13 protein-coding genes are annotated in these 12,527 nt (G+C 63.7%); 1 reads left to right on the top strand and 12 read right to left on the bottom strand.

The features are described 5' to 3' along the window. The 12 genes from GIV26_RS24990 to GIV26_RS24935 all read right to left on the bottom strand — a co-directional run. On the bottom strand, positions 1-1,414 hold a 1,414-nt coding region (locus GIV26_RS24990), incomplete at its 3' end, for a secretin N-terminal domain-containing protein (protein WP_236282626.1). Between the two features lie 5 nt (positions 1,415-1,419). Further along, entirely contained in the window at positions 1,420-1,920 is a 501-nt protein-coding gene (locus tag GIV26_RS24985) for a general secretion pathway protein GspN (protein ID WP_054917530.1), read from the bottom strand. After that, positions 1,917-2,519 (bottom strand): type II secretion system protein GspM, encoded by a 603-nt coding sequence (gene gspM / locus GIV26_RS24980; RefSeq protein ID WP_054917534.1) that lies wholly within the window; start codon positions 2,517-2,519, stop codon positions 1,917-1,919. Before gspM ends, GIV26_RS24985 begins: the two co-directional genes overlap by 4 nt. After that, positions 2,494-3,486 carry a PilN domain-containing protein gene (locus tag GIV26_RS24975; RefSeq protein WP_236282624.1) on the bottom strand — a complete coding sequence of 331 codons (993 nt, stop codon included), beginning with the start codon at positions 3,484-3,486 and terminating at the stop codon, positions 2,494-2,496. Before GIV26_RS24975 ends, gspM begins: the two co-directional genes overlap by 26 nt. After that, positions 3,483-4,184 carry a general secretion pathway protein GspK gene (locus GIV26_RS24970; protein ID WP_236282622.1) on the bottom strand — a complete coding sequence of 234 codons (702 nt, stop codon included), beginning with the start codon at positions 4,182-4,184 and terminating at the stop codon, positions 3,483-3,485. Before GIV26_RS24970 ends, GIV26_RS24975 begins: the two co-directional genes overlap by 4 nt. Continuing rightward, positions 4,181-4,789 (bottom strand): prepilin-type N-terminal cleavage/methylation domain-containing protein, encoded by a 609-nt coding sequence (locus tag GIV26_RS24965; protein ID WP_034128222.1) that lies wholly within the window; start codon positions 4,787-4,789, stop codon positions 4,181-4,183. The genes GIV26_RS24970 and GIV26_RS24965 overlap by 4 nt, the downstream gene beginning before the upstream one ends. Then, on the bottom strand, positions 4,786-5,118 hold the full coding sequence (locus GIV26_RS24960) for a type II secretion system protein (RefSeq protein ID WP_034128223.1): 333 nt from the start codon (positions 5,116-5,118) through the stop codon (positions 4,786-4,788). Before GIV26_RS24960 ends, GIV26_RS24965 begins: the two co-directional genes overlap by 4 nt. Next, a complete protein-coding gene (locus GIV26_RS24955) occupies positions 5,115-5,540 on the bottom strand; it encodes a type II secretion system protein (protein ID WP_236282620.1) in 426 nt (141 codons plus the stop codon). Before GIV26_RS24955 ends, GIV26_RS24960 begins: the two co-directional genes overlap by 4 nt. A 7-nt stretch (positions 5,541-5,547) precedes the next feature. Next, positions 5,548-5,958: a type II secretion system major pseudopilin GspG gene (gene gspG, locus GIV26_RS24950; protein ID WP_087715863.1), complete on the bottom strand. Its 411-nt coding sequence runs from the start codon at positions 5,956-5,958 to the stop codon at positions 5,548-5,550. A 20-nt stretch (positions 5,959-5,978) separates the two neighbouring features. Next, complete coding sequence (gspF, locus tag GIV26_RS24945) at positions 5,979-7,175, bottom strand: type II secretion system inner membrane protein GspF (protein WP_236282619.1); 1,197 nt, start codon at positions 7,173-7,175, stop codon at positions 5,979-5,981. Then, complete coding sequence (locus tag GIV26_RS24940) at positions 7,172-8,839, bottom strand: GspE/PulE family protein (RefSeq protein ID WP_236282618.1); 1,668 nt, start codon at positions 8,837-8,839, stop codon at positions 7,172-7,174. Before GIV26_RS24940 ends, gspF begins: the two co-directional genes overlap by 4 nt. Before the next feature lie 257 nt (positions 8,840-9,096). Continuing rightward, on the bottom strand, positions 9,097-10,134 hold the full coding sequence (locus GIV26_RS24935; RefSeq protein ID WP_236282615.1) for a LacI family DNA-binding transcriptional regulator: 1,038 nt from the start codon (positions 10,132-10,134) through the stop codon (positions 9,097-9,099). Between the two features lie 199 nt (positions 10,135-10,333). Between GIV26_RS24935 and GIV26_RS24930 the strand changes: the two genes are divergently transcribed. Beyond that, positions 10,334-12,526: a TonB-dependent receptor gene (locus tag GIV26_RS24930; protein WP_236282613.1), complete on the top strand. Its 2,193-nt coding sequence runs from the start codon at positions 10,334-10,336 to the stop codon at positions 12,524-12,526. The last annotated feature ends 1 nt before the right edge of the window (position 12,527 follow it).

Raw genomic sequence — 12,527 nt, 5'->3', positions numbered from 1 at the left:
GGCGGCCCAGGTACCACTGCACCCCCAGGTCCAGTTCGCCGGTGAGCTTGACCTCCAGGATGCGCGTCTCGATCTGCACTTGCAGCGGTGGGTTGTCGAGGCGTTTGATCGCCGCTTCGATCTCTTTCCATTGCGCCGGGCGGGTGCGTACCAGCAGTTGGTTGCTGCTCTTTTGCGCGGTGATGCGCGTGCCCGCCTCGAGGTCGCTGGTGGGCGATGCCTGGGTGTTTTCGGCAGGCTCGGATTCAGGTTCTTCGGCTGCGGGCACCGGGGCGCTCGCCTGCAAACCGGCACTGGTGGACGAGGACAAGGTGGTGGTACGCAACCCCGGCGCTACTTTCGCCGGGGCGTCATCCTTGATCGCGCCATTGCCGTAGATCTGCCGCAGGTACTTTGCCAGATCGGCGGCCTTCATATTGCGCACGTCGTACACATACATCTGCGGCTCGTTGCCGCCGCCCTCGTCGATGGTGCGGATCCAGTCGCCCACTTCGCTGAGGTACTGGGGCTGGGAAGAAATCGCCACCACCGAGTTGGTGCGCTCGACCGGCAAGAACCGCAGCATGCCGGCCAGGGGCGTGCCACTGTCCGCGCCGAACATGGCTTGCAGCTCGGGCATCAGCTCGGCCACCGAGGCGCGTTGCAGGCCGAACACCGCCACCGACATGCCCTTGAGCCAGTCCACGTCGAAGGTGTCGATGGTGTCCTGGTAGTTGGCCAGTTCGTCGGGCGTGCCGGCCAGGCTCAGGACATTGCGCGCCGGGTCCACCAACAAAAAAGCGTTTTCACGGGCGAAGGGTTTGAGCAGTTTCTGCATCTCGGTGGCCGAGATATAGCGCAGTGAAAACAGACGTGCCGAGAGGCCGCTGGCCGGTTGCGCCACGCGCATCTGCGGCACCAGCTTGCCCGCCACGGCCTGTTTGGCCGGCAGGATCACATAGCGGTTGCCCTGTTTGATCATGGCGTTGTCGGTCCAGGACAGCAGGGTTTCGAGAATCGACAGCGCTTGCTGTTTGTCCACGGGCTTGGAGGTGGAGAAGCTGACAGTGCCCTTCACGCCCTCGGCGATGCTGTAGTTCTCGTGCAGCAGGTCGCCCATCACGCTGTTGATCACGGCCTCGATGGGCTGATCGGCGAAGTTGAACACGATGTCGCCGACCTGCTCCGGCACGTTTACGGGTGCCGCGGGCTGGCGCACAAACGCTTGATTGCCACGAATGAGCTGGCGCTGCGGCGGAGCCTGGGTGGCAGGTGGAGCGGTTTCGGCCACAGGCGCCTGAAGCGGCGGGCGTTGTGCGCCGGTGCCCTGCAGGGCCTCGTGCAGCAGGTCGTCGTCCGGGTCGAGGGTGTCGGGCAAAGATCCACAGCCGCCCAGGGAGACGGCGGTAGCCAGGCAAAACAGCGAAGTGCGCATATCGATCAAGGGAGAGACTCGCGGGGATGTGAGTTCAGGGGTAACCGCTTACCGTAGAGGCTCAGGGTCTGGGTGCGCCCGTTGAGGGCAAAACGGGCGTATTGCGGGGTCAGGTGTTCCAGGCGCCAGCCGTTGGGCAACGCCTGGCCCAAGCGCACCGTGAGCGTGGGGCCACCGGTTTGCTTGAGCATGGCCATTTGCAGGTTGCCGGTGATCATGATGCCGCTGAGGGTCAGGTTGGCCAGGCTCGCCACCTGGGTTTTACCCACCTCCCGGTCCGGGCGGCGATCCGGGCTGAACAGCGGCGTTTGCCAGGTACCGGCAAGGTCTTGCAACGCTGGCGTGGGAGCGGCCTGCACCTGGAACGAGGGTGGCGCGTGCACCGGTGCATCGGGTAACCACCGGGGGGCGTCGCCGATGCTGCTGAGGATCATCGCCATCAACAGCCCCAAGAGCCCGGCCACGCCGAGCCAGCCCCATTCAAGAGGACGCAAGGGGCCAATCATGGTGCCACCCGCGCCGGTTGCAAGTAGCCGCGCACCAGCAGTTGCACCGCCAACTTGCCCGCCCCGCCACTGGCTGGCGCCTGTTTGTCGCGACGAATATGCAGCTCATCGACGAACAGAAAAGGCGGCTGATATTCCAGCCCATGCAGGATCGCGATCAGCGGTTCGATGGCGCAATTGAGCGTGAGGCTGACCTTGACCTGACGATAGGGCTCGCTGTCGTTCTGTTCGGGCGTGATCGGTTTGCGCTGGGTGAGGTTGCAGCCGCCGCCGAGGTTGGCGTGGCTGTTGATCAGGTCGGCGAGACGCTGCATCAGGTCGGCGGCGACCACGTCCGGGTCGTCCCCTGGCAACAGGCTGGCGCTGCTGGCCGGGTCTTGCTGTGCTTGCGCCAACTGTTCGCGCAAGGCATCGCCCTGGCGTATGACGCTGGCATAGCGCTGCTGCTGTTCACGCAACTGTTCGGCCTGCTCACCCATGGCCCGCAGCGGCCCGGCGAACCAGCTGTCGATCAACAGCCAATAGGCCGCGCCGAGCACCAACGCCAGGGTCAACAAGGCGGCGCCGCGGCGTTCACGGCGTGTGAGGGGTCGGCGCATCGGCGGCCTCCTGGCGTAAGTGGGCACGCAAGGCAAACTGGTCCTTGCCGGTGCGTGCGTCGGGTTGGATCACCCCTTCGAACTGCGCGTTGTCCAAGCGCTGGCAGCCTTTGATGCGGCTGATCAGGCCACTGGCCTTGGCGCTCTGGCCGGAGAAACTCACCTCGCCGTCCTTGACGTCCAATTGGTCGAGCCAGGTGTCGGCGGGCAGGCAACTGGTCAAGTCATTCAGCAGCGCGGCCAGGGGCGGTTGCGCCCGTTTACGCTGGCTGAGGTACTGCGCCGCGCCACGGGTGTTGAGCAGTTGCTGGCGCAGAGCGTGCACCTGGGCGACCTCGGCTTTTTGCTGTTGGACAGTGGCGTGCATGCTGTCGAGTACCCGCTGGCGGTCGTTGAGCCACAACAGCATCGCCGCGATCAGCAACGCGCCGCACAACCACGGCAGGCTGCGCTGCAATTGCTTGCCGGCAGGCCGCGAACGCGGGCGTAACGGCGCGGGCAGCAGGTCGATACCCAGGCCCGCCACATCCACGCGGTGTGGGTACAGGCCGAGGCTGGCGCAGTCAGTGAGGACCTGGTCAAGGCGCTCGCGCAGGATCGCCACCACCCTCACCTCCAGGTGGCTGGGTGTGCGCCGCTCCTGGCGGGCGACGAAGTAGAGCTGCTCGGCATTGAACGGGGTGTAGCGGTCCAGTTCATAGCCAACCACCTCCACGAGGTTGCGCGCGGCAGCCAGAGGCAGCTGCACGCTTTGCTGCAACACGGCGTCGGGGGCAAGCATCAGCACCTGGCGCGTATTGCCTGGGACCACCGGTGTCGTCAGCGGCCAGTGATGAACGTGCTCGGGCGGTTCCTGGAACGCCAGCCACTTCGGCACACAGCCGCGTAACTCCGTGAGCCACAAGCGCCAGCCTTGTTGCAGCAGGCTGCCGCGCCAATAGCGGGCAATCGGTTCGAGTTGAATCATTCTTGCCACCGCACCACCCGATAGGGCTGTGCGCTGTCCTCCGCAGGGCTTAGTAAAAGGGTCAGTCGCAGGCGTGCCTGATAGCCACCGGGGCGCTCGGCGCGGCTGTCGATTTCCACGACCTGGCCGGGGTCGACGCCCTCGGCGTCCTGGCGTGGCAGGTTCAACGCCTTGCGCATCAGGGGGCTGGCGAATGCCGGAGCGGGCCGGTCGAGGTCGCTCCACAAGGTGATGTGCGGCAGTAGTTGGCTGTAGAGCGCCGGGGTCATGCCGGGAAGTTGACGTACCTCCTCCAGCACCCGAAACGGCGCCAGGCCCTGATCGCGGCGAGTCTCAAGGGCCTTGGCCAACTGCTGGGCCTGAACCGGTGTTGCGCCGCAGGCCAGGGCCAGGCGCGTGAGGTCCTGGGGGGCGGCGTTGACCAAGTACAGCTTGCCGCGCTCACTGCGCACACTGACCTGCAAGCGGGCGTCGTCGAAGGTCAGCGCAATAGAACGCCCGTCCGCCACCCACTGCCCTTGCGCCATGACCTGTGCGATACCGGCCTGGGCGGCCAACAGTGTCTGAGTGTGCTGGCGCAGCCACAGCGCCTGGCGACTTTGCAGTTGCACCCACCCGGCCAGGCCACCCAGCAATACGCTGAGCAAGGCCAGCACCCACAACACCAGCAACAGGGCCGCACCGCGTTGGCACTTCATTCTTCGCTGCTCGCGCTGGACAGGTTCAGGCGCAGCGCAACCACCTGGGCGACCCATGGCACCGGCCCGTCGACGGAGGCGTCGATGCGCACCGCTGTGGGCAGGCGCCGGGGCCAGGGCCACGGGCTCAACCAGTCGGTGGGCTGGCCCAGTGGCGAGACACCGCGATAGCTGAACTGCAGCGCCTCGACGTCATGCAAAAGCACCTGCGGCTCATCGCGCTGCGCGTTGGCGTGGGAGGCACTCTGCGAAAAAGCCACCTGCAAATCCTGCCCGACCCGTTGCAGGGTAAAGCGCTGGATACCCCCGCCCAATACACCGGGCAAGGTCGCCACAAACTGCAGACGTTCAGGCGTGCCGATAAAAAAACCTTCTGCCTGGCTGTCATCGTCAGTGAGCTTTAGCGGCAGCGCCTCGCTGATCGAGGTGCGCAAAAACTGTTGGGCGGCGCGCATTTCATCCAGGCTGACGGTGTAGGCCTGGGCCTTGGCCACCGCCCGATTGGCCCCCAGCAACGCTGCGCTCACCAGCAGCAACAACACCGACAGCAAGCTGAGCACCACGAGCACTTCCAGCAACGTGAAGCCCTGCTCCCGGCGCTTCACAGGCGCGCCTTCAAGGTGCTGAAGTGCGCCTGATGCGCGCCTTCACGCACGTTAAGGTCGAGACGAAACAGGTGCGGCTGTTGGCGGGTACTGGTCAATTGCCAATGGATACCCTCGAGTTCGCCTTGGCGGGTTCCCTCCGTCAACGGGCCGGCGGCTTCCTGGTCCAGCACCGTGAGCGCGGCATGGCTGAGGCGGTCGCTGCGGGCCACCTGGGACAAGGCGCGCGCGCTCTGGCCGAAGGCAACCAGCAACACGCTGCTGCACACCGCCATCAACGTCAGGGCGGCGAGCATTTCCAGCAGGGTGAAACCGGCCTGGTGCTTCATGGCAGCGCCTTGGACTGCACACTGCCGGTGAGCCAACCTATGTCGATGCGCCAACGCCGGCTGCCGTTGGCCAGCAGCAGGTTACCGCCGGTAGAACTGCCGTCGGGATAGAACACCACGGCGGACCCTGCCTGCTCGGCACTGTGCAAGGTCACCTGCACCTGCGCCGGCCACTGTTGTGACGCACGCCCTGGCGCCTGGAACGTGCGGCCCTGGAGGTCGAATTGAGTGCGCGCCACCTGGCCGCTGACGATGGCGCTCGCCCGCGTGGCGCGCAGTGCCTCGACCATCTGCGCGACCACCCGGCGCTCCTTGGCCACCTGCAGCCCTTGCCGTACACCCAGCCCCAACAACCCCGCCGCAATGCCGATCAATAGGATGACCACCAGCATCTCCAGCAGGGTAAAGCCTCGCTGGGCCACGGGCGGGTTATTCCCAGTTGCCCAGGTCGGCACTGTAGCCCTCGCCGCCGGGTTGGCCATCCTGGCCGTAGAAGATCAGGTCGAAGGCACCGTGCTCACCGGGGAAGCGATAGCCGAACCCATGGCCGAACGGGTCTTTCAACTCCGAAGGCTTGGCGTAGGGGCCGGACCAGTTGGAAGCACTGGCCGGTTTGTCGAGCAGCTGTTGCAGGTTGTTGGGCGGCGCTCCCACGTCCAGGGCGTAGCTGTCGATCTTCATACTCAAACTGGCCAATTGCGCCTTGCCCGCGCCGTACTTGCCCTTGTCCACATTGCCACCGACCTGGCGCACCACAATGGTCGCGACAATGCCCAGCAGCACGATCACCGCCAGCATTTCCAAAAGGGTGAAGCCGCCTTGGCGGTGTCGGGTTTTCATCGGTTCTGCTCCTTGAAAGTTCATATATGGCTGGTGAGGCTCATCAGCGGCAGCATGATCGCCAGCATGATCACCGCCACCAGCACCGCCATGACCACGGTCAGGGTCGGCACCAGTGCCGCGAGCAAGCGTTCGATGGCGCGCTTGGCCTCGACGTCGAAGATGTCGGCGACCTTGAGCAGCATGCTGTCCAGTTCGCCGGCCTGTTCACCGACTTCAATCATATGCAGCGCCAGCTCCGGTAGCAGCGGCTGGCGGCCGAACGCATCGGCCAGGGTGCCGCCACCCTTGACCCGTTGCGCTGCCAGCGCCACTTGCGCCTGGAGCGCACGGTTGCTGCAGACTTGCCGGGCAATCACCAGCGCGGGCAGCAGCGCCACGCCATTGCTGAGCAACGTGCCGAGGGTGCGCGTCAGGCGGGCGGCTTGCACCCGTTGTAACAGCGGGCCGATCACGCGGATGCCCAGCAGATGACGGTCGTAACGCTCACGGCGCAGGGGGGCGCGCAGGCGCGCCGCCAGGATCCATCCACTGATCGACAACCCGGCCAGCACCACCAGGCCATAGGCGCCGAGGAACTCGCCGAGCGCCAGGATCACCTGGGTGATCAGTGGAATCGGTACGCCAAGGTCCTGAAAAATCGGCACGAATTGCGGCACCACATAGGCCAGCAACAGCGCCAGGGAACCCAGTACACCCACCACCAGGAACGCCGGGTAGATCAGCGCATTGATCACCTCGCCGCGCAGCAACTGGCTGCGCTCCAGGTAGTCGCTGAGCTGGCGCAGGGTGCCTTCCAGCGCCCCGCCGGCTTCACCGGCGCGCACCATGCTCAGGTACAGCGGGGAAAACGTGTCGCCCTCCTCCTCCAGCGCCGCCGACAACGGTTTGCCGGCCTTGACCTGGTCGCGGATACGCTCGATCAAGGCCCGCACCTGAGGATGGCGGGCTTGCTTGAGCAACAGGTTTAAAGCGCGTTCGAGGGGCTGGCCGGCGCCCAATAACGTGGCCAACTGCTGGGTGAAACTCACCAGCGCGGCGCCCTTCAACTGCCCGCGTGCCTGGCGCAACAAGGGGCTGCTGGCCGTTTCGATGTGCAGCAGCAACCACCCGCGCTGATGCAAGACGGCGACAGCAGCCGCCTGGTCAATGGCCTGCAACGTGCCGTTCTGGGCCACGCCCTGGCTGTCCAGGGCACGGAACTTGAACAGGCTCACACGTCATCTCCACGGGTGACACGCAACACTTCTTCCAGGGAGGTGACACCGGCCAGGGCGTGGCGCAAACCGTCTTCATACAAGGTGCGCAAACCGGCGCGGCGGGCGGCGTGTTCGAGGCTGGCGGCGTCGGCGTGGACCATCAGCAGGCCACGCAACTCGTCGTTCATTACCAACAACTCAGTGAGGGCACTGCGGCCGTGATAGTCACCGCGGTAAAGCAGGATCGGACGCTGCTCGGTCAGGCGATCCAGGCCGTGCTCCTTGATCAATTCCGCTGGGGCCTGGAAGGCCACGCGCGTGGCAGGGTCCAGGCGTCGCACCAGGCGCTGGGCGAGAATACCGCTGACCGTGGAGGCAATCAGGTAGCTCTCCACGCCCATGTCCAGCAAGCGCGTGATGCTCGCAGCGGCGCTGTTGGTGTGCAGGGTTGAGAGCACCAAGTGACCCGTGAGGGAGGACTGTACGGCGATACGACAGGTTTCCAGATCGCGGATTTCGCCGATCATGATCACGTCCGGGTCCTGGCGCACGATGGCGCGCAGCGCTCCGGCAAAGTCCAGGCCGATGGCGGGCTTGACCTGGATCTGGTTGATCCCTTCAAGCTGGTATTCCACCGGGTCTTCCACCGTGATGATCTTGCGTTCAGCCGTGTTGAGTTGCGACAGCGCGGTATAGAGCGTGGTGGTTTTGCCCGAGCCTGTGGGCCCGGTGACCAACAGGATGCCGTGGGGCCGCGCCAATAGATCCTGGAAGGCCGCAAGGCGCGGGCCATCAAAGCCCAGGCTGGGGAAATCGAATTGCACGGTTTGCCGGTCCAACAGGCGCATCACCACCGACTCGCCAAAGCTGGTGGGCACCGTGGACACCCGCAGGTCCAACGCTTTGCCCTGGATGCGCAGCATGATGCGCCCGTCCTGGGGCAGGCGTCGTTCAGCGATGTCCAGGCGCGCCATGATCTTCACCCGCGAGATCACCGCCGCCGACGAACTGGCAGGCGGTGCTTCGGCGTCGTGCAGCACGCCGTCGATGCGGTAGCGCACCTTGAGTTGGTTTTCGAAGGGTTCGATATGGATATCCGAGGCGCGCTGTTCCACGGCGCGCTGCAGGATCAGATTGACCAGGCGAATCACTGGCGCTTCGGAGGCCATGTCCTTGAGGTGTTCGATGTCTTCCAGCACGCCGCCCTGCTCATCGAGGTTTTCGATCAGGCTGCCCATGGCGGAACGGCCCTGGCCGTAATAGCGCTCGATCAGCGTGTCGACTTCATTACGCGAACCGACGGCCAGCCAGACCGGCACCTCACAGGCATACGCCAGGGCCTGGAACGGATACCCCTGCGCCGGGTTGGAGGCCATTACGCGCAACCCGCCCTGATGCCAGCCCATGGGCACGACCTGGTAATGACGCATAAAGCGCTCGGTAAGCACGGGAAGCGGGTCGAGCAACGGTGGCGCCGCGTCGGCCAGCAGCAGTGGCGCATCCAGCAAATCGGCCCAGGCGCGAGCCAGTTCGACCTCGGACACCAGGCCCAGGCGCGTGAGTAAACCGAGCAGGTCGCCAGGCTCAGTGGATAAACGCTGGGCGCGTTCCAGATCAGCGATTTTGAGCCCGGCGTGCTGCATCAGCCACGCGCACACCTGGTCGGTATGCGGGATCTGCATCTTGCAAGCATCGATGGGCGCTGACGACATCATTGAGGAATATCTAACGTTGCGAAAAGTATGGCTATTTAGAACTACCGAACAATGCCATTAGTTCGCCATAGCCCAGGCAGGCGTTAGCCGGGTGTATCGACTGGAAGTTATAGCCCTAGTTCCGGATAAGGGGGTAATTAAATACAAAACATTGCCAAATGCACTGATTTAGAGCGTTAGCATCCAATAGCCACTAGTTGCAATTAGCCATAACGGCGGGTCATTCAGGTGCTCTCTCTTTCAATTAACTGACAGTGCAAAAGATTCAAGCGCTTAACTTCATCGGTGGCTAATACGCCCAGACTTTGCAGGACGCGTGTGGCAGCGAGTACACCAATCTCCAACGCGGGTGGCTGGAGGGTGCTGAGGCTGGGCAGCAACATATGGGCAAACGGGTAATCGCCAAAACCCAATACGGCGCAGTCCTGGGGGATGCTCAGCCCGGCGCGTTGACCGGCCAGCAAACCGCCCGCGGCGAGGTTGTCATTGGCGAAGAAAATCGCGTCGGGCGTGATCGTCTGCCCCATCAGCGTGTCCATGGCCTGCTTGCCAGCTTCGAAAGGCGCACGGTCGGCGTCCGGCACAAAGACCCACGGCTGCACACCCAACTCGGAGAGGGTCGCGGTAAACCCATCGCGCCGCTCCAATGCGCTGAAGTCGCCCACTGCACTGTTTTGTACGAAGGCGATGCGCCGATAGCCTTTGCCATGCAAGTAGCGAGCGGCGGTGACGCCCACTTCATAATGAGAAAAACCCACTTGCAACGGTGCGCGTTCCGGCACGTAGTCCCAGGTTTCGACGATCGGTATATCTGCCTCGGTGATCATCTTCTCGGTGCCAGGGCTGTGAAAGCGGCTGGTCAGCACCAGCGCTGCCGGCGACCAGCCGAGAAAGGCACGCACCGCACTTTCCTCCTGTTCGATGCTGAAATAGCTGGAGGCCAACAACAGCTGGTAACCGTGACGACTGAGGGTGTCGCTGAAGCCCTGCAGCGTATTGGCAAAAATCGGCCCCGAGATATTCGGAATCACCATCGCGACGATTTTGCCTCGCGCAGAGGCCAAGCCACCGGCCACCAGGTTCGGCACATACCCCAACTGCGCGACCACCTCGGCGATACGTCCACGGCGCTCGGGTGAAACCTGTTCAGGTTGGTTGAAGTAACGCGACACCGTAATAGCCGACACCCCGGCCTGGCGCGCCACGGTGTTCAGGGTGACGCGGCCGGCGCCCCGGCGCTTGCGCGGTTTGTGTTCGTCCACGGCAAAACCTCAAAAAAGGAATATAAAACTAATTTTTTAGTATTTGACGCTCTAAACGGCCCGCTTCAATAATGCCGATGTTAGCGCTAACAAAGCGCGCTGTCTGCTACTCGCTCGAGCGAATGCCCAAGACATGTTCACAGGCGCTGACGGTCGCAGAACCGCAGCGGACCAGGGTATTTTTTCGAGCGGGCACAGCATGCATAACTTTCCACGGCACACCCATTTGTTGCTTCTGGCCGGCCTCAGCGCCTTGCCCGTCTGCGGCGCTGTTGCGGCTGATGAGCAGGAACCCACGCTCCAATCCGTGACAGTCACCGCTACCCGCCGCGAAGAATCGCTGCAAAAAGTCCCGGTGGCCGTCTCGGTGCTTGAGGGCGAGCAACTGGAGCGTGACAATCGCAACGGGGTGGCGAGCATCGCGCAGCAGGTGCCATCGCTGAACTTTCGCACCGGTGCTTCGAACAAGGACACCTCATTGTTCGTGCGCGGCGTGGGCACCATTTCTACCTCGCCTGGGGTAGAGCCCACTGTGGCCACGGTGATCGACGGCGTGGTCTATGCACGCCCCGGCCAGGCCACCCTCGACCTGCTGGACCTTGAGCGCATCGAAGTACTGCGCGGCCCGCAAGGCACGCTGTTCGGCAAGAACGCCTCGGCCGGCGTGCTGAATATCACCAGCAAGGCGCCGACGGCCCAGACCCACGGGTTTATCGATCAGTCGTTCTACAGCGGCAATGAAAGCCGCACGCGCTTCGGCATCGGCGGCAGCCTGGTACCGGAGGTACTCAAAGGCTCGATCAGCACCTTGTTCGGCAGCTACGACGGCAACGTCGACAACCGCCATAACGGTCAGGAGGTCAATGGCTACAACCACAAGGGCGTTCGCGGCAAGCTGGAGTTCACGCCCAACGACGACGTAAAGCTGACCCTGATCGCCGATTACATGCAGTCCCACGATGACGCGCCCAATGGTGTGGTCAGCAAGTCCCTGAACCCGGCGTTCAGCAATGCCTTGAGGCCGGTGCGCGCCTCAAGCGACAACCGCGATATCAACACCGATACCCGCAGCCATGTGCAAGACACCAACAAGGGCCTGTCGGCACAGTTGGACTGGAACCTGGGCGACTACACCCTCACCTCGATCACCGCCTGGCGCGGCTGGGACAACATTCAATATCAGGATGGCGACCGTCTCGGCACGGTCACCGCCGTGTTCCCCGGCACCGCCGACAAAGGCGACCTGGCGTTCGACCAGTACTCCCAAGAGCTGCGCCTGGCCTCGCCCAAAGGTGAGTTCCTGGAGTACGTCGGCGGCCTGTTCTACATGCATGGCAAGGATGAGGAGACCTATCAGCGCACCCTCACCACCACGACGCGGGTCGATCGAGGCATTGCCGACTACAGCACCACCAGCGACAGCTACGCGGCGTTCGGCGAGACCACGCTCAACTTCACCTCGCGCTTTCGCGGCATCGCCGGTTTGCGTTACACCCATGACGACTTGAAGTACGGCCATCGCCGCGTGTCCACCTCTGCCACTACCGTCAGCGGCATTCAACCGGCGACATCGAGTTCTGGTTCGGTAGACGAGGACGGTTGGTCCGGGCGGCTGGGCGTGCAGTACGACATCAGCGACACCGTGACCAGCTACCTCACTTACTCGCGCGGCTACAAAGGCCCGGCCTATAACGTGTTCTTCAACATGCAGCCGCGGGACACTGACGCGCTCAAGCCGGAGACTTCCAATACCTGGGAAGCCGGAATCAAGGCCACTGCCTGGAACAACCGCCTGACCACCAACCTGGCGGTGTTCCACAGTGACTACGACAACTACCAGGCCAACTTTTTCGACACCGTCGCCGGCCAAGTCGTGACACGCCTGATCAACGCTGGCAGCGTCAGCACCGAAGGCGTCGAGCTCGATTACGCGTTGCAAGCCACCCAGCAACTCAAGCTCTCCGGCGCCCTGGCCTATACCCGGGCGCGCATCGATCAGTTCGCGTGCCCGCCAGGCGCGGCGGCGACCTGCAACGTCAATGGCAAGCCACTGCCCTTCAGCCCGGACTGGAAAAGCTACGTGCGCGCCGACTACAGCATCCCTCTGGATAACGGCCTGGATATCGAACTGGGCACTGACTACAGCTGGCAGAGCGAAGTGCAATACGACATCAGCCAGAACCTGGACACCAAACAAGGCGCCTACGGCATCTGGAACGCCAGCGTGGCCCTGGCCGACTACACCAATGGCTGGCGCGTGGCGCTGTTGGCGAAGAACCTCGCCGACAAATCCTACTCACCGCTGCTAGCCAGCGGCGGCAACTACATCTACCGCGCCGTGCCTCGTGACGATGAGCGTTACTTCGGCGTGCAACTGCGCAAGGATTTCTAGC

The organism is Pseudomonas sp. PA-1-3F (assembly GCF_021609665.1).
Classification (GTDB): Bacteria; Pseudomonadota; Gammaproteobacteria; order Pseudomonadales; family Pseudomonadaceae; genus Aquipseudomonas; species Aquipseudomonas paracarnis.
The sequence above is the reverse complement of the archived record's forward strand: the minus strand, read 5'-3'. Positions and strand labels throughout refer to the sequence as shown.

Excerpts from the sequence above, each read along its gene's own strand:
- GIV26_RS24985 (WP_054917530.1), bottom strand. The coding sequence starts at position 1,920 with ATGATTGGCCCCTTGCGTCCTCTTGAATGGGGCTGGCTCGGCGTGGCC.
- gspM (WP_054917534.1), bottom strand. The coding sequence starts at position 2,519 with ATGCGCCGACCCCTCACACGCCGTGAACGCCGCGGCGCCGCCTTGTTG.
- GIV26_RS24975 (WP_236282624.1), bottom strand. The coding sequence starts at position 3,486 with ATGATTCAACTCGAACCGATTGCCCGCTATTGGCGCGGCAGCCTGCTG.
- GIV26_RS24970 (WP_236282622.1), bottom strand. The coding sequence starts at position 4,184 with ATGAAGTGCCAACGCGGTGCGGCCCTGTTGCTGGTGTTGTGGGTGCTG.
- GIV26_RS24960 (WP_034128223.1), bottom strand. The coding sequence starts at position 5,118 with ATGAAGCACCAGGCCGGTTTCACCCTGCTGGAAATGCTCGCCGCCCTG.
- gspG (WP_087715863.1), bottom strand. The coding sequence starts at position 5,958 with ATGAAAACCCGACACCGCCAAGGCGGCTTCACCCTTTTGGAAATGCTG.
- GIV26_RS24940 (WP_236282618.1), bottom strand. The coding sequence starts at position 8,839 with ATGCAGATCCCGCATACCGACCAGGTGTGCGCGTGGCTGATGCAGCAC.
- GIV26_RS24930 (WP_236282613.1), top strand. The coding sequence starts at position 10,334 with ATGCATAACTTTCCACGGCACACCCATTTGTTGCTTCTGGCCGGCCTC.